This window comes from Chryseobacterium sp. 22543, from assembly GCF_052044565.1.
GTDB lineage: Bacteria > Bacteroidota > Bacteroidia > Flavobacteriales > Weeksellaceae > Chryseobacterium.
The window spans coordinates 561861-577588 of sequence record NZ_JBQENH010000001.1 but is presented as its reverse complement, the minus strand read 5'-3'; the positions used below and the strand labels follow the sequence as shown (position 1 = coordinate 577588).

Sequence of the window (15728 nt, the reverse complement as noted above, 5' to 3'; positions counted from 1 at the left end):
TTTTATAAATTGAGATAAGATTTTTTATCTTTGAAACATGAATTGGGAGAACATCGCCGGACAGACGAATCTGAAAAAACTTCTTAGAGAAAGCATTGCCGAAAACAGAGTGAGCCATGCTCAACTTTTTGTAGGAAAAGAGGGATACGGAACTTTACCTATGGTTTTAGCCTATGCAAAAGAGATTCTAAATCGTGAGAATGAACATGCTGCAGCGAAAGTAGAACATCTCAATCACCTGGATCTGCATTTCAGCTTTCCTGTTTTTACGGATAATAGAAATTCTTTAAGTAAGAATAAATTTGATGAATTCAGAGAAATGATCATGGCTTCTCCTTATGCAAGCTATGATGACTGGACTGCTTTTTTAGAGTCGGAAAATAAGCAGCTGTTTATTTCCGCAGATGAAATTGATGACCAGAACCAGAAGTTTTCTTTGAAAAGTTTTGAAGGAGGAACTAAAATCCTTATCGTCTGGAGAGCTGATAAAATGAATATTGCCGCTTCCAACAAGTTTTTGAAATTTTTAGAAGAACCACCGGCTAAAACAATCATCCTTCTTACTGCGGAAAGTACCAATGATATTCTTCCTACCATCCTTTCTAGAACGCAGATTGTAGAAATCCCGAGAATACATGATGAAGATATTGAAAACCATCTCAAAAAGAACTTTTCTGTTTCAGAAGAAAAAGTGAAAGAGATTGTTCATGAAGCGCAGGGAGATCTCAATGATGCCATAAAACTGTTGAATTCTGGAGATAAAAGTAATGAATTCGAAAAGCTCTTTGTACAGTGGGTGAGAGATGCATTTATGGTTAAAAAGAAACCTGAATATTTAAAAAGCATTATTTTCTGGGCAAGGGAAATTGCAGGATGGAATAGGGAAAAACAGAAAAACTTGCTGAACTACTGTTCTGAAATCTTCAGACTGGCATTACTTCAGAATTATCAGTCCGAAAATCTGGTGTATAAAAAGATTAATGCGAACGGCTTCAATTGGGCAGGGTTTTCAAAATTTATCAGTGGCGCCAATATTGAAAGTATTCTGGAAGAAATCAATACTGCGGATCTGCACCTTACCCGAAACGGAAATCCTAAAATTGTCTGGACCGATCTCGGCATAAAATTATCAAGATATATTCACAAAAGCACATAAATAAAACTCCGGTAGCAGCCGGAGTTTTTTGTTTCTGTTTTTCCTTTTTTTTAATACATTTTACATTAACATTGTGTTAAAGATTCACATTTTGCATTGAAATTTCTCTAAATACTCCATTATTATTAAGCTTTCTGAGGTTGTTTTTGTCTGAAAACAGGCTTTCCAGCAGTTTCAGTGCCCATTATAGAAAACGTCTTTTCTTTACAATAAATTAAATCTATATTAAAAAATCAATCAATCGTTTGATTTGTATTAAAACTTGTGTACATTTGCGCCCTGAAAAATGAACACTAACATGATTTCAAAAGAAGAAAATATATTATTCGCAGCCGAAAAGCTTTTTGCAGAAAAGGGATTCGAAGGAACTTCCACCCGTGAAATTGCAAAGGATGCTAATGTAAATATTTCTATGATTTCGTATTATTTTGGCTCTAAGGAAAAACTTTATGAGAAATTAGTAGAATACAGAATGAATGAAGGTCAGTTTTTTTCAAAAGACCTTTTGGGAAGAACCGATATCAACGAGTGGCAGAAGATTGAAAAAGTAATTGATCAGTTTTCTAACAAGATCCGTACTCAAAAATGCTTTTACAGGATTATGCAGAGAGAACAGCTGTATAGTAAGAATCCTCAGATTATAGAATTTTTGAAACAAACTAAAATGGGATTCCTTTCTATGTATTCACAAATATTGGAAAGCGGTCTTAAAAATGGAATTTTCACCAAAAATCCACCTATTTATCTCCTTCATTCCACTATAAGCGGAACCTTATTTTATGCATTCAATGCAAAAGAAATGTATAAAGAGTTTCTGAATGAAACAGAGGATGAGGAAAATTTTGATGCAAAATACTATACAGAACTTAATAAACATATTAAATACTTACTAAAAGACCTTTTAGGTTATGAAGAGAATAAATAACTCAGTGATTGCATTATCACTATTCGTAGGAATAGCAAATGCAAATGCTCAGGAGAAAAAAACACTTTCTCTTGACGAAGCTGTACAGTTGGGAATCCAGAACAGCAAGAATCTCAAGATCGATGCAGCCAAGATCGAAGAGGCTACAGCTGATCTTTTGGAAGCTAAAAACAGACAGTTACCGGAATTGAAAGTATCAGGCAGCTATATGTATCTTCCGATAAAACCGAATGTAGATATCAAACTTCCGGGTGTTTCAGGAGCAGGAGGTCCCGAAGTACATCAAGTACTTTACGGTTCAGCTAATCTTAGTGTTCCAATTTACAGCGGAGGAAGAATCAAGTATGGTATTCAGTCAGCGAAATATTTGGTAGAAGCTTCGAAATTAAGCACTGAGAACGACAAAATTGCGATTGCTTATAATGTTGCCCAGGCTTACAACAACTTATTTAAAGCCAATCAGTCTATTAAAGTTTTTGAAGAAAACCTTGCTGCTTCTCAAAAAAGAGATGAAACATTCCTTAAAATGGAAAACAATGGTTTGATTGCGAGAAATGACAGATTAAAAGCAAACCTTCAGACTTCAAATATCGAACTTCAGCTATTGGAAGCTAAGAACAACTACAATATTGCCAACATCAATATGGATTTGTTGCTAGGAATTCCTGAAACTACAGAGTTAGTAGTAGATGAAAACTATATTGAAGAAGGTTCAGATGTGAAACCTGTTGATTTTTATGTAACTGAAGCCAGAGAAAACCGTAAGGACTTACAGGCTTTGGCACAACAGAGAAAAGCGGCAGAGTTGGGATCAAAAGCGGCAAAAGCTGAAAATCTTCCTTCTATTGCATTTACCGGAGGCTATGTAGCCGCAGATATTCCTAAGTTTCTTACTGTATACAATGCTATCAATGTAGGAATCGGGGTTTCTTATAACTTATCCAACTTATGGAAAGAAAACTCTTCATTAAGACAGTCGCAGGCGAGAGAAAAACAACTTGCCGCTACAGATGAGCTATTGAATGATAACATTAAGCTTGATGTCAACAGAGAGTATCAGAATACAGACTATTCAAAAAAGAGAATTGTTGTTTTCGAAAAATCTGCTGAGCAGGCAAATGAAAATTACAGAATTACAAAAAATAAATACGACAACGGTCTTGCAACCATGACAGAATTACTGGATGCAGATGCGGCTCAGATTGCAGCCAACGTTGGAGTGATCAATGCTAAAGCAGATGCTGCCTTAGCATACAGAAAACTATTACAGACAACAGGAACTTTAACAATTAAATAATCAGATCGAAACCAAAATGGAAAATAATAATACACAGGCAGCTGAACCTAAAAAGAAAAAAAGTTTAGTTTTTCCTATCATTTTAGCGGCAGTAGTAATCGGAGGAGGATTCTATGGTTACAGAGCCTTTACTTACGGACAGTATCATGAAGAAACTGACGATGCTCAGATTGCTTCCAATATGTCACCGGTAATTTCTAAAATCTCAGGATATGTAGCTCAGGTAAAAGTAAAAGACAACCAGTTTGTAAAGAAAGGAGATACGTTGGTGATTTTGGATAACAGAGATCAGAAAATGGCTCTTGAACAGGCTCAGGCAGCATTATCTACTGCTAAAAGCAATATTTCAAATGCAGAAGCTACTACAACAGCTACTTCTAAAAATATCGGTTCTTCAGAAGCGGCAGTAGTAACTGCTAATGCTCAGATAGAAGCGGCAAAAGTAAACGTTTGGAAAACTTCTCAGGATTTGAAGAGATATGCTAATCTTGTAAAAGATCATTCTATTACAGAACAGCAATATGAGCAGGCTTTAGCTGCAAAACAATCTGCAGACAGACAGTTACAGGTTTTAGTTGATCAGAGAAATCAAATTGCTCAGCAAACCCATATTGCTTCTTCTCAGACAGCTGCAAGTTCACAACAAATCAGTGTTGCCGGATCTGTTGCTAAGCAAAGAGAAGTAGATGTAGAAAATGCGAAATTGAATTTATCATATACCGTAATTCTTGCTCCTGAAGACGGACATGTAGGAAAAGTGTCTACACAGGCAGGTCAGTATCTGCAGGCAGGATCACAGTTGTTTGCTTTGGTTAAAAACGATCAGAAATGGGTTGTAGCCAACTTTAAAGAAACACAGGTAGATAAAATGGTAGAAGGACAGAAGGTGAAAATCGAGATTGATGCTTTCCCTGATCAGGAATTTGAAGGAGTGGTAAGTTCATTCTCTCCGGCTACAGGAGCTACTTTCTCTATTCTTCCTCCGGATAATGCGAGTGGTAACTTCGTAAAAGTAGTTCAGAGACTTCCTATAAAAATCGATTTTGTAAATCTTGACAAGAATATTGCAAAAAGACTGAGAACAGGAATGAACGTGAAAGCAGAAGTTGCTTTGAAATAACATTTAAAATTGTTAAAAGTCAATGGACTTCGTTGTCAGTAGTGAATCAGTTTTTGTAGTCAATTTAAAATAGACTGCTTTATAATTCAGGATTCACTTGTGAAACAAAATTCGCCATTGATTTTTTACATCATAAAAACTTATGCAAGATTCATTAGTAGAATATGGAGCGCGTAGAGTGATCATTACGATTACTGCTATCCTTTGTGCCCTTCTTGAAATTGTAGACTCCACGATTGTCAATGTTGCCTTGAATGAAATGAAGGGGAATCTTGGATCTACACTTTCTGAAGTGGGATGGGTAATTACGGCTTATGCCATTGGTAACGTAATTATAGTACCAATGACGAGCTGGCTTTCCCAGCAGTTTGGACGTAGGAATTACTTTGCGGCATCCATCATTATATTTACCATATTTTCATTTTTATGTGGAAATGCGACCAATATCTGGGAACTCGTGTTCTTCAGATTGATGCAGGGAATCGGTGGGGGAGCCTTATTGGTAACTTCACAGACGATTATTACGGAATCTTATCCGATTGAAAAAAGAAGTATGGCCCAGGCTATTTATGGTCTGGGAGTAATCATTGGTCCTACATTAGGTCCGCCTCTTGGAGGATATATCGTTGACAACTTCAGCTGGCCATATATTTTCTATATTAACATTCCGATTGGAATTGCCGCAACCTTGATGACGCTGCAGTTTGTAAGAAGTCCGAAATATGCCGAAAAACGTAAGGTCTCGGATGTAGATTGGATTGGAATTGGTTTACTGGCGGTAACGGTAGGTTCATTACAGTTCATTCTGGAAAGAGGACATGAAGAAGACTGGTTTGAAAGCGGAATGATCGTAGCCTTCACAGCAGCAGCAATTTTAGGATTTATATTATTCCTCTGGAGGGAACTTACCTTTAAATATCCAATTGTTGAGCTCAGGGTGCTTAAAAACAGCAATTTAAGAATCGGAACCATGATGTCATTCGTGCTTGGATTTGGGCTTTATGGTTCCACATTCATCGTTCCACTGTATACCCAGAGTATTTTAGGGTGGACGGCACTTCAGTCAGGAGCTTTGATGATTCCTGCAGCTTTAACGACGGCCTTCATGATGCCAATCATTGGTAGATTGCTAGCAAAAGGAGCAAAACAGCAGATCCTGGTTTCTTTAGGATTGTTCATCTTCTTTGTCTATAGTTTCTGGGGATATAAAATTCTGACACCGGACACCAGTAAAGATGCATTTTTCTGGATGCTGATTGTAAGAGGAGCAGGATTAGGACTACTGTTTATTCCAATCACCTCTTTGTCCTTAAGTACATTGAAAGGGCAGGAGATTGGTCAGGGAGCAGCCTTTACCGGAATGATGAGACAGCTAGGAGGATCTTTCGGGATTGCAGCAATTACAACTTTTATTGCCAATGCAGGCCAGAAGTACAGGAATAACCTGATTTCCCACCTTGACGAAAACAGTTTTGAGGTCCAGCAAAGACTCGCAGCATTGAAGGCAAGTTTTGTAGCGAAAGGAATGACCCCGGACGCCGCGATGAATGCGGCTTATAAAATGCTCGACATGTCAGTAACCAAGCAGGCAACGGTATTGTCTTACATGGATGTATTTCTTTACCTCGGAATCGTATTCCTGATATGTATTCCGTTTATCTTACTCGTAAAAGAAAGAAAGAGCAAAGAAAAAATAGATTTGAGTGAAGCCATGCACTAAATTTTAATTAAAAACCTTCGATATTTTCGAAGGTTTTTTTTTGTTCATTTCTGTCATAAAAAAATATCAGACAATAACTTTTAGTTTTAATTCTGTTAAACAAAAAATAATATCACTTATTGGAGAGTTTAATTATTTTTTCTAGCTTTACAAGAACAAATGAAAAAATATGAATAGATTCCCTAATCCCTCAAACCCTCTTCAAAAAGGTGTTTTCCCAATAAAGTACCGGATTTTTATCTGAATATCATTTTTAATATCAATTGATTGAGCACTATCATCCACTTTGTTTTTATATTCAATAAAGACAATGTCCTTATTTCTGAAAGCTTTATTAAATATTGTCTTTCGTTTTAATAATTAACTAAACCATGATCTCAACATACTTACAAAATATTAAATATGAATCAAATACAACTGCCGGAAACCTATCTGGCATTATCAGATTTCAGAAAGCATGATGTCTATCTTCCTGAAATGAATCAGGCTCAGATTATTTCAGATTTTTTTCCCGGAACCTTTACAGAACTTACCCAGCGCCTGTCTGATATTACAGGAGCTTTTTATGGTGGAATGCTTAAGCAGATTGGCAGACTTTATGGAGCCGAAGCTATTGAACAGCTTTCCAGTACCTTCATGTATGATCTCGGATCCAGAATGACACTGAGAAATCTTGAAACAAAACCTAATCTGCAGCCCGGTATTCCGGCCGCAGCCAAAATACTGATAGGAGCAATTTTTACATCCAGTCCCGAATATAATTTTGAATTTAAAGAATTAAATGACCACCAATGTGAACTGCTGATCAAAGGAGTAGACCGTTACCATAAAATAACGCAGAGCCTGCAAATCGCTGGCCTGTTGAAATGGCCGGTCATAAAACCATTTTTACAGGGAGTTTGCGATACCCTGGGGCTGGATGTTTTACTTGAAATAAAAGTGCTGAAACTTGACCCGGACAGCTCATGCAGTTATCATATAATGGTCTCAGAGAAATAAGATTCTTCAAAAGCATTTCGCAGATTTTGAAGATTTCGCAGATCTTATTGTAATCAATTTTATCTCAAAATATTAATAAAAGCGGACTAAAGTCCGCTTTTACCATTATAAATTAAGGATCGGCTTTAGCGAGAACATAAAACCCGCACCCCGAATCTTGAAATTTAATCTACTTCATCCTCTCTATCCACTCAATTCCGCTCACATCAATCAGTTTCAGCGCATGAATTTCACTTTTCTGAAGAATATCATCAATATCCAAAGTTACATCAGCCTTTGCTCCCAAGGGAATTACCAAGCTGTGCTTTCCGGGTTTTACTTTGGTGACATAATGATTCTGTATATTTTCTTTAGACAATTCAGAAAGTTCTTGATGATTCAGTGCTTTTAAAATATTTCCATTTTTGTCCAGAATATGGATGCCTATCAGGAAAGAGCCATAAACATCGGCCCCTTCCGTCCTGTAGACTTCAAATTTTAAATCCGAATTAGTATGGGAAATATTTGAAATTTCCAGTTTCGGTTTTACCGATTTATTATGCAGGGTTCCCCATACACCTCCATGGAAATACTGATTGGTAAAAAGAGTCAGCCCGAATATGATAAGCGAACCTGCCAGTACAAGAACTTTTGGTTGTGAGATAGGAAAGTTTCCTGAGCCAAGCCACTGAAACCCTCTTTTTTGAGTGAAGATTTTGTTATTCTTCATGAAATAGTAATCCAGTGAATAAGGACCGCTTCCGGTAAGAAACAGAACAAATCCGCCAGCAACTCCTAAAACTCCTATCTGCCATTCATCAAGACAGGTTGTTCCCAGCCAGCCGGAACCCAATAGAATCCCAAGGGCAAGACTGAAGATGCCGATGCTCATCAGCCGTGTAAATAACCCGAGAATAATGAATAATCCCACAATAGCTTCAATAATAGTGAAAATCATCATGGATCGCTGTAAGGCATCAGGATGGGTGACCAGATATTCAATAATAGGTTTTATACCGAGTGCATTCGGTAAAAAGTGATTGAATTTTTCCCCGATATATCCCTGCTCATCAGGAATAAGCTTGTTTTCGAGGATAAGTCTGCGCCAGAAGGCTGAAAAGTAAGTCCATCCGATCACCATGCGGAGGGATAAAGCATATAATCCGGCCATGTCCGAAGACTGGCTGTTTAGAGTATGTTTCATTGAAATTAATATTGTATTGTAAAAAACTGATTTTTAATTAGGTTAAAAAAGTTTAAACCAGATTAAGCTTCAGTCTTTTAAACAGAATATATTTCGGCGGGCTGTTTCCTGTAGAATGCCCTGAGTATTCATTGAAAAAAATCTTCTCTTCAGCAGAAACCTCTGCAGAAGAATAAAAATTGGAAAAAGAATCTTTGTATTGGCCCTGAATGTTAGCTTTTGAGACTGAAACTCCTGCTGAAGCGGATGCAGCATCACAGCTGGAAGAAAGAGATGAAGTTATCTTTACCTTATTCAGCCCGCTGATATACTGAATATCAAAAATATCAAGAACATTTCTTTTTACAGAACACGGTGATAATGAAAACACCAATACAAGCATCGTAATGACAGCTTTATAGGTTTTCATATGGAGTCCTGAATGGGGCATGGTTACAAAACTACACTTTATTTTAATGTAAGCTTAATAAATTGTAAAAAATCCTCCTGCTGGTCTACAAATAAATAATGGGAACAGTTGTCGATAAGTCTGAAATTTTTCACCCCAACGATATTTTTAAGATCATTCAGCTGTTTTTCTGAAAATATTCCGTCATCCTTACCATACACTGCAAAAATGGGAATTCCTTTTTTTCGGATGTCTTTTAGAACGGGAGTATTATCCAGATTGTTCAGAGTTTCATTTTTATAGAATTTAAGGGGTGAATCAGGATTTCTTATATTGTTTTTATAAAACTCACCTGCCTTGTATTCGTTTCTCAGCATTTCACTTTTGGGAGTAGGATTGGGCATATCGAAGAAACTCAGCTTACCGGCCATTTCATAACATCTTTTTCTATAGGCCGCAGAATTTTTATCCAGATTTTCTATTTCCGAAATCTCTTTGAGCTGTACAGAATCATTTTTAAAATGTTCTTTTGCCTGTTTTAAAATATGATCATAAGTTTCCTGCTGGGTAAATAAAGCTCCGGCAAGAGTCAGAGAATTTACTTTTTCAGGAAATTGTGAAGTGAATAGAGTCCCGATAATTCCACCGAAACTGTGAGCAAGAATATTTGCTTTTTTAATATGATAAGCTGTGTAAATTCCTTTTAAATCTTCAAAACTTTCTTTAAAAGTCATAGTGGCATTTTCATCTTTTGAACGGCCTTCACCGCGTCTGTCATAGACAATGACATAAAATCCTTTATCAGCCAGCTTTTGAGCTGTAGTTCCTTCAAATAAAGTGGCATTTCCGCTCGGTCCTCCATGAATAAAAATAACAGGAATGTTTTTTGGATTTCCATAGGCTTTAGAATATAGATTCTGTGCATTTAAAACAATAGAACATACAATAAAGATAATAGAAAACAGTGATTTCATGATAGCGTTTTAGGATCCTCTAAACTACTGAATATTCTGTGAGCAGGATAAAATAAATGGAATTATCATTAAATTTAAAAAATAAAAATCACTACTGACGGACAGTTGTCACAAATCTGATTTATTTTTACAACATTATTTAGAATTTAAACAGAATATTGTAATGAGTTATTGTTTAGCAATAGAAGGTATGCAGCCCGAAAGCAGAAAAGAACTGCACAAAAATTATCATGACCACTATTATGGATTTCCAATTCATGATGATAATGAATTGTTTGGAAGGCTGATTCTGGAAATCAACCAGGCAGGCTTAAGCTGGGAAACCGTTCTGAAAAAAGAAGACAGTTTCAGAAAAGCCTATGATCATTTTAATATTCAGAAAATAGCAGCATATACAGAAGAAGACCGCGAAAGACTGTTGAATGACAGCGGAATTATCAGAAATAAATTAAAGGTAAATGCTGCGATTGAAAATGCCAGAACGATTTTAGAGCTTCAGAAAGAATTCGGGTCATTTGAAAAATGGCTGGAACATCATCATCCTAAAACATTGCAGGAATGGATGAAGTTATTCAAAAAAACATTCAAATTCACAGGTGGAGAGATTGTCAACGAATTTCTCATGAGTACCGGATATCTGAAAGGAGCCCATCATGAAACCTGTCCGATACATTCAAAGGTTTTGGCTCAAAAACCTTTGTGGAAGAGAAGTTTGGATCAATAATAAACATAGATTCCTACGGAATGACAGAGTGTGTAAATAATGTCAAACACCTCTTTTTTGTCACTCCGTAGGAATCTCAATCATTCTTTGTAGCTTTATTCACTACTTCTTTATGCTCATTTCCCCATTTTTCAAACTCGAGGATAATGGGTTTCAGCTTGTACCCGATTTCTGTAAGCTCATATTCTACCCTTGGAGGAACTTCGGCAAATACTGTTCTGGTAATGATTTTGTCCTCCTCCAGCCTGCGAAGCTGAAGAGTAAGCATACGCTCTGTAATATTCTGAAGCTTTTTTCTCAGTTCTCCGAATCTCATTTTTCCATTGATCAGATAACAGCAGATAGCCAATGCCCATTGTCCCCCGATAATGTTGGAAGCATAGATTTCCGGACATTCATCAGCAAGCGCTTTTTTATTGGCAAAATTCGTTGAAGTTTCCTTTATTTTAGTCATTACTTACATTTTTTATAGTACCATACAATGGGTGGCTAATGTACAAAATGTAAGTTACGTATCGTAATTTTGTAATAGAAATTTAAACATAATGAAGACTTTAGTAATTATTATCCATCCTGATATTGAAAAATCTGTGATCAATAAAAAATGGACTGACGAATTAAAAAAATATCCTGAAAAATATACGGTTCATCAATTATACGAAGCTTATCCTGATGGAAAAATCAATGTAACTCAGGAGCAGAAGTTGATGGAATCTTATGATAAAATTGTATTTCAGTTTCCTTTTTACTGGTTCAGCAGCCCGCCACTTTTAAAACAATGGTTGGATGAGGTGGTTTTATATGGTTGGGCGTATGGAAGCAACAGTGGTTTCAAGCTTGCAGGAAAGAAAATGTCACTGGCTGTTACTGCTGGAATTGATGAAGAAGGATACAGTACATCCGGAGAGTATAAATATACCATGAAGGAGCTTTTCAGGCCTTATGAATTGACGTTTGATTATATAAAAGCAGATTATAAAGAACCTTTTGTTTACTACGGAATTGAAAGAGATTCTTCCGATGAATGGATCAACAGAAGTGTTCCGATGTATCTGGAGTTTTTGGATGCTTTATAACAGAGTAAAAGTAAAGTTGGACTTTAATTAAATGAGTTCAACTTACTTTTCTATGTATTCAAAAGGTTCTACATTCCAGTCCTGAATATATTTCTTTATTGTATTACTATCAATATTAAAAGGGACATCTTGATATTTCCAGCCTTTTGCGGGAATTTTTAAATCTATAAGATAATTCTCAATAGAATAAATGTCAAGAACTTTTGCATTTTTAGGTTTTATAGAATCAAAAATGATGAGAAATTTATCTCCTTTTTTGTAAGAACAATTTGTTGTTTTATAATATATTTTATTACTAACCTGATAGCTATAATCTGTTCCTACACCATTGTTATTCTTTGGATGCCAATCCGTAATAGCCTCTCCAATTGTATATTTAGGACTTTTGAGCATTTTTTTTACCCATAAATTCTCGTCTACCATGCAGAATATGATCAATCCTAAAGTGAGTACCAAAAGAATAATATGAAATTTTTCAGAGATAAATTTTTTCATGTTCAACTCATATATTTTTCATTGAACTTTTGCAGATCTACTGCCTGTTCCTGAAAATATTCTTTAAATTTATCTGAAAGATTTTTTTCTTTAAACTTTACTATAGTATACCCGCTATCAAAAGCAATAATTTCTAAAATACTTTCCTGAATTAAAAAATGATTAGGTTCCCAAACGATGGAATCTTCAGCAGATAGTTTAGAGATTAATGAAGTATCTGGTACAATATTATTTGGAACAGCGGATATTATCCCCCAAATCATCTGAGTATTGCTTTGATAAAGCTTTTCAAATTCCCGATGATCCAAAACAAAAAAATCTTCATCAAAATTAATGGGAAGTGGCTGTTCAGATATAAAATCCAGATCAGTTAAGATCCAGTGATAAATAGTCAGATCATCCCATATAGGCTTTAAAATTTCCTGAAGATTGGTATGGAATTTTACTTTCTTTGTACTTCTGATAATCCAGTTCATTTATTCTTTATTTAAAATCCTGTTGATTCTTTTCTCTGCTTCTTCCTTTGTAATTCCATTATAAAAATCATGTACAAAAGGATGTTCATAGCTTTGGTGAGGATAAACAAATGGCCTGCCGATTGCATTATTTACCACCACAGTTGTAGGAACGCTTTCCTGAAAATCATAATCCGGAAGATAGGTAGAAAGCCATCCGAAATATTCAGCTTCAAATTCCTTATTATCGTAATTCTCAACATATTCATTATAGCTCTTCTCACTCAATGAAACCCATATTCCATAATCCAGATCTCTGCAGTCATCATTAACTTCCTGCACAAGAACTGTGCGGATAAATCGGTGTGTATTTTCAGGATCTTTGACGACACACAGGTCTGAACTGAGTTCAGCATTTTTTAATTCTTCTTCGGATAAGCAGGAATAAAAATAAGGGTATGAATAGGCTATTGCCGGCCAGTCTTCTTTTTCTTCCCCGCAGCATTGGCAGATGTATTTCATGATTAAATTTGCTTTTCGGCTAAAATACCTAAAAATCCTTATCCCACCGTCGGCGTATCCTCTTCTTTCAGTATTTTCTTCTCTTTCATGGTGAGCATCATGCGTTCATATTTGTATTTTTCCCAGTCGAAACCATTGAGAAAATCAAGGGCTGCCTGGAAACCTCTGTTGAAAAGTTCTTCCTTTTCCTCTTTTTTCATAAAGAAATTCAGCCAGCTGCTGGTACCGCAGTTCACACTCTGTATACTGTATAAACGGTAAAAAGTATGTTTGGTAAGGAAAGTTTTGTCATTAAAACCTTTCAACGTACTGATGATATTTCCGGCATAGCTGAAGGGTGTTTTCATGATTTCTGCACTGGTTTTCCCTCTTTCCGAAAGAATAGCAGAATCACTAGTCAGCTGTACTCCGAAAAGAGGCATTCTTGGATAAAAAACTTCATCGGCATGAAACAGGTCAATAGGAAAGTTGGAAATACTGCCTCCATCAATGAAAACCCCGGCAGGGTTGATATCTTCCGGTTTGGTATTCATCCAATATCTCCAGGCGTATTTTACAGAGCTGTCATCTTTATTGATCTGTTTCTGAAAAGGTTCAAAGAAAAAAGGAACAGCCATAGATGCTCTTACAAATTCCGCCGGGCTGATGTGCTTCAGTTCCTCTTCGGACCAATAGAGATTGGCCATTGTAGGAAGTTCCACCTTAATTTTAGCATTGATATCGGTGGTAATGACAACATATTCAGATTTGAGAAGGTAAAACGGATTGTTTTTATAATAATCATTATTGAGGGCACTTTCATAGAAAATTCGATATCGGGTCTGATCAATATGTTCCTTATTTTTTATTTTAATCTTTTCGATATTCTGCAGAGTCACTATATAATATTCCTGACCGTTTCCATACCGGTAGTTGAGGTTAAGATTCCGTTCTTTCTGAATAAATTTCTCGTTGAGGTGGGCCACCGTTTTGATTCCAAATTGATCCAGTGCATTTTGCATGGTATTCTGGAAAACATTTCCGGGATTGAGACCGCTGTTTTCTTTCCTAAAATTATTATACAGTTTTTGAATGCAGAAAAAGAGAATGACAGCCGGAATCAGAGGAATCAAAAACATCAGTTTGGCATTCAGTATAGTAGCTGAAGAAACCAAAAAAGGAATACTGATCAGGATAATGAACAGGATCGCAGCAATAATGGCATTGATCTTAAAAAAATCCTTATTGTTAAGCATTGCATGCAGCGTCGTTTTTACATAAGTTTTTCCATCCATAAAATCGGAAAAATCCCAGCTGAAAAGGATATCTTTGATAAGCTCACTTTTGGGCTCTTCTTTGGTTTTACAGGCCGCAATGAGCATCGTATTAATGGCTCCGGCACTCGTTCCTGCTACTTTCAGAAAACGGATACCAAATATTTCCAGCCCGTAAAGATAGCCTACCAGTGCACTTCCCCAGACACCACCACCTTCCTGCACAAACTCTATATACTGATTCCCAGACTGATCCAGGAGATCAGAGAATTCTTTGGCAGATATATTCTCATGCAAAGCAGCCAGTTTATCTTTGGAGGCCTGCGAAAGAGAAGAATCTTCCAGGATTTTGTTGAGGTTTTCCGAGGTCATGGTATTTTGTCTTGATGGTGTTTGGGTTAAAGGCAAAAAGCAATCAACCGGTTTATATTTTTATCGAAGATAAAATCTTTGCGTCTTTGTGCTTATATAAAAATTAATCACCATTGTTTACGTCTTACATAAATAAACGTACTGATCATGACCGTAGCCATAGCTCCCAGCGTTATAAAATATCCGTATTTATGATGAAGTTCAGGCATATTATCGAAATTCATCCCATAAACCCCGGCAATAAAGGTGATCGGTAAGAAGTAAATAGAATAAATAGCCAGAACTTTCATAACCTGGTTGGCCTTTTGATCCGAAAGTGCCAGGAACATGGAAATAAGGTTGGTGATCTGAATATTCAAGTGATCAAAATCTGCCACTACATCTTTATGTTTATCTTTCAAATCAACAATTTCGGAGTCCTGTAAATTCAATAATTTAAATTTATCAATGGCATCCGTAGAAATCACCAGTACCCGTGAATTCAATCCTGATTTTCTTTTCAGTTTATAAAGACGGCGGATCTGGCTTGTATGATTGGTATTTTTAAGGAAAATCTCATTCTCTATATTGTCCATAGTTTCAAACAGACTTAAAGATTCATCATCAAAACTTTTCATAATCAATATCGCGATCATCAGTGTGATCTGTTGAGGATTAAGGTCTTCCTGAATCGAAGAAACTTTCTTCTTGACTTCGGTGATACTTCTGGTTTTCATCCTGTGGATGGTGATAATGGTATTCTCCACCAAAAAAATCCCGATCTTGGTACTGATATCACTGATGGTATTCAGATTCTTTCTTTCCAGTTCTGTACTTTCACGCAGGAGAAAGAATTTGATATTTCCGTCCTCTTCATATTTGGGAAGGTGGTTGGGATCCATGGTATCTTCCAGAAGAAGATTATTGATTTCATATCTTTCATGAAGAAATTTCAGGTCTTCTGCAGTAGGAGCCTCTACATCTACCCATTCGCACTGGGAGGTTCTGTATATCGTATCAATTGGCATAAAGTAAAAATACTAATATTTTGAAAAACTATGTGTTAAATAAGTTTTATCTTTGCCAAAAT

At 36.2% G+C, this 15728-nt stretch carries 17 protein-coding genes; 8 read left to right on the top strand and 9 right to left on the bottom strand.

Features of this window, described 5'->3' with window-relative positions; translation table 11 throughout:
* Positions 1-37 precede the first annotated feature (37 nt).
* The 6 genes from ACTJIP_RS02465 to ACTJIP_RS02440 all read left to right on the top strand — a co-directional run bounded on the left by ACTJIP_RS02465 (position 38) and on the right by ACTJIP_RS02440 (position 7217).
* On the top strand, positions 38-1156 hold the full coding sequence (locus tag ACTJIP_RS02465; RefSeq protein ID WP_440704077.1) for a DNA polymerase III subunit: 1119 nt from the start codon (positions 38-40) through the stop codon (positions 1154-1156).
* A 298-nt stretch (positions 1157-1454) separates the two neighbouring features.
* Positions 1455-2081, top strand: a complete 627-nt coding sequence (locus ACTJIP_RS02460; protein WP_228408885.1) for a TetR/AcrR family transcriptional regulator — start codon at positions 1455-1457, stop codon at positions 2079-2081.
* Positions 2065-3378 carry a TolC family protein gene (locus tag ACTJIP_RS02455; protein ID WP_180564220.1) on the top strand — a complete coding sequence of 438 codons (1314 nt, stop codon included), beginning with the start codon at positions 2065-2067 and terminating at the stop codon, positions 3376-3378. The genes ACTJIP_RS02460 and ACTJIP_RS02455 overlap by 17 nt, the downstream gene beginning before the upstream one ends.
* A gap of 16 nt (positions 3379-3394) precedes the next feature.
* Positions 3395-4498: an HlyD family secretion protein gene (locus ACTJIP_RS02450; protein ID WP_077418458.1), complete on the top strand. Its 1104-nt coding sequence runs from the start codon at positions 3395-3397 to the stop codon at positions 4496-4498.
* 142 nt (positions 4499-4640) lie between these two features.
* The gene (locus ACTJIP_RS02445; RefSeq protein WP_077418460.1) at positions 4641-6218 is read left to right on the top strand and encodes a DHA2 family efflux MFS transporter permease subunit; all 1578 of its coding nucleotides are present in this window, start codon (positions 4641-4643) and stop codon (positions 6216-6218) included.
* 402 nt (positions 6219-6620) lie between these two features.
* A complete protein-coding gene (locus ACTJIP_RS02440; RefSeq protein ID WP_077418462.1) occupies positions 6621-7217 on the top strand; it encodes a hypothetical protein in 597 nt (198 codons plus the stop codon).
* Positions 7218-7386: 169 nt separating this feature from the next.
* On the opposite strand, the gene ACTJIP_RS02435 is transcribed toward ACTJIP_RS02440, so the two are convergent.
* Genes ACTJIP_RS02435 through ACTJIP_RS02425 form a run of 3 tightly spaced genes read right to left on the bottom strand, consistent with a single transcriptional unit; the run spans position 7387 to position 9762 of the window.
* Positions 7387-8400: a TQO small subunit DoxD gene (locus ACTJIP_RS02435; RefSeq protein WP_077418464.1), complete on the bottom strand. Its 1014-nt coding sequence runs from the start codon at positions 8398-8400 to the stop codon at positions 7387-7389.
* Between the two features lie 52 nt (positions 8401-8452).
* Positions 8453-8809 (bottom strand): hypothetical protein, encoded by a 357-nt coding sequence (locus tag ACTJIP_RS02430; RefSeq protein ID WP_077418466.1) that lies wholly within the window; start codon positions 8807-8809, stop codon positions 8453-8455.
* 38 nt (positions 8810-8847) lie between these two features.
* On the bottom strand, positions 8848-9762 hold the full coding sequence (locus ACTJIP_RS02425; protein ID WP_077418468.1) for an alpha/beta hydrolase: 915 nt from the start codon (positions 9760-9762) through the stop codon (positions 8848-8850).
* Positions 9763-9925: 163 nt separating this feature from the next.
* Here ACTJIP_RS02425 and ACTJIP_RS02420 point away from each other — a divergent pair, with 163 nt between their 5' ends.
* On the top strand, positions 9926-10486 hold the full coding sequence (locus ACTJIP_RS02420) for a DNA-3-methyladenine glycosylase I (RefSeq protein WP_077418470.1): 561 nt from the start codon (positions 9926-9928) through the stop codon (positions 10484-10486).
* A gap of 76 nt (positions 10487-10562) precedes the next feature.
* Here the strand turns inward: ACTJIP_RS02420 and ACTJIP_RS02415 are convergent, their stop codons facing one another.
* Positions 10563-10940 (bottom strand): winged helix-turn-helix transcriptional regulator, encoded by a 378-nt coding sequence (locus ACTJIP_RS02415; protein WP_077418472.1) that lies wholly within the window; start codon positions 10938-10940, stop codon positions 10563-10565.
* 91 nt (positions 10941-11031) lie between these two features.
* Here ACTJIP_RS02415 and ACTJIP_RS02410 point away from each other — a divergent pair, with 91 nt between their 5' ends.
* Positions 11032-11562 carry an NAD(P)H-dependent oxidoreductase gene (locus ACTJIP_RS02410; protein ID WP_180564218.1) on the top strand — a complete coding sequence of 177 codons (531 nt, stop codon included), beginning with the start codon at positions 11032-11034 and terminating at the stop codon, positions 11560-11562.
* A 42-nt stretch (positions 11563-11604) separates the two neighbouring features.
* Here the strand turns inward: ACTJIP_RS02410 and ACTJIP_RS02405 are convergent, their stop codons facing one another.
* The 5 genes from ACTJIP_RS02405 to ACTJIP_RS02385 all read right to left on the bottom strand — a co-directional run bounded on the left by ACTJIP_RS02405 (position 11605) and on the right by ACTJIP_RS02385 (position 15666).
* A complete protein-coding gene (locus ACTJIP_RS02405; RefSeq protein WP_077418477.1) occupies positions 11605-12057 on the bottom strand; it encodes a hypothetical protein in 453 nt (150 codons plus the stop codon).
* 2 nt (positions 12058-12059) lie between these two features.
* Entirely contained in the window at positions 12060-12533 is a 474-nt protein-coding gene (locus ACTJIP_RS02400; RefSeq protein ID WP_077418479.1) for a hypothetical protein, read from the bottom strand.
* A complete protein-coding gene (locus ACTJIP_RS02395; protein WP_232538979.1) occupies positions 12534-13034 on the bottom strand; it encodes a DUF2199 domain-containing protein in 501 nt (166 codons plus the stop codon).
* Between the two features lie 38 nt (positions 13035-13072).
* Positions 13073-14659: a patatin-like phospholipase family protein gene (locus ACTJIP_RS02390; protein ID WP_077418483.1), complete on the bottom strand. Its 1587-nt coding sequence runs from the start codon at positions 14657-14659 to the stop codon at positions 13073-13075.
* Between the two features lie 107 nt (positions 14660-14766).
* Positions 14767-15666 carry a magnesium transporter CorA family protein gene (locus tag ACTJIP_RS02385; protein ID WP_077418486.1) on the bottom strand — a complete coding sequence of 300 codons (900 nt, stop codon included), beginning with the start codon at positions 15664-15666 and terminating at the stop codon, positions 14767-14769.
* Positions 15667-15728: the final 62 nt, after the last annotated feature.

Excerpts from the sequence above, each read along its gene's own strand:
- ACTJIP_RS02435 (WP_077418464.1), bottom strand. The coding sequence starts at position 8,400 with ATGAAACATACTCTAAACAGCCAGTCTTCGGACATGGCCGGATTATAT.
- ACTJIP_RS02400 (WP_077418479.1), bottom strand. The coding sequence starts at position 12,533 with ATGAACTGGATTATCAGAAGTACAAAGAAAGTAAAATTCCATACCAAT.
- ACTJIP_RS02425 (WP_077418468.1), bottom strand. The coding sequence starts at position 9,762 with ATGAAATCACTGTTTTCTATTATCTTTATTGTATGTTCTATTGTTTTA.
- ACTJIP_RS02405 (WP_077418477.1), bottom strand. The coding sequence starts at position 12,057 with ATGAAAAAATTTATCTCTGAAAAATTTCATATTATTCTTTTGGTACTC.
- ACTJIP_RS02430 (WP_077418466.1), bottom strand. The coding sequence starts at position 8,809 with ATGAAAACCTATAAAGCTGTCATTACGATGCTTGTATTGGTGTTTTCA.
- ACTJIP_RS02385 (WP_077418486.1), bottom strand. The coding sequence starts at position 15,666 with ATGCCAATTGATACGATATACAGAACCTCCCAGTGCGAATGGGTAGAT.
- ACTJIP_RS02460 (WP_228408885.1), top strand. The coding sequence starts at position 1,455 with ATGATTTCAAAAGAAGAAAATATATTATTCGCAGCCGAAAAGCTTTTT.
- ACTJIP_RS02395 (WP_232538979.1), bottom strand. The coding sequence starts at position 13,034 with ATGAAATACATCTGCCAATGCTGCGGGGAAGAAAAAGAAGACTGGCCG.
- ACTJIP_RS02465 (WP_440704077.1), top strand. The coding sequence starts at position 38 with ATGAATTGGGAGAACATCGCCGGACAGACGAATCTGAAAAAACTTCTT.
- ACTJIP_RS02415 (WP_077418472.1), bottom strand. The coding sequence starts at position 10,940 with ATGACTAAAATAAAGGAAACTTCAACGAATTTTGCCAATAAAAAAGCG.
- ACTJIP_RS02420 (WP_077418470.1), top strand. The coding sequence starts at position 9,926 with ATGAGTTATTGTTTAGCAATAGAAGGTATGCAGCCCGAAAGCAGAAAA.
- ACTJIP_RS02440 (WP_077418462.1), top strand. The coding sequence starts at position 6,621 with ATGAATCAAATACAACTGCCGGAAACCTATCTGGCATTATCAGATTTC.
- ACTJIP_RS02445 (WP_077418460.1), top strand. The coding sequence starts at position 4,641 with ATGCAAGATTCATTAGTAGAATATGGAGCGCGTAGAGTGATCATTACG.
- ACTJIP_RS02410 (WP_180564218.1), top strand. The coding sequence starts at position 11,032 with ATGAAGACTTTAGTAATTATTATCCATCCTGATATTGAAAAATCTGTG.
- ACTJIP_RS02450 (WP_077418458.1), top strand. The coding sequence starts at position 3,395 with ATGGAAAATAATAATACACAGGCAGCTGAACCTAAAAAGAAAAAAAGT.
- ACTJIP_RS02390 (WP_077418483.1), bottom strand. The coding sequence starts at position 14,659 with ATGACCTCGGAAAACCTCAACAAAATCCTGGAAGATTCTTCTCTTTCG.
- ACTJIP_RS02455 (WP_180564220.1), top strand. The coding sequence starts at position 2,065 with ATGAAGAGAATAAATAACTCAGTGATTGCATTATCACTATTCGTAGGA.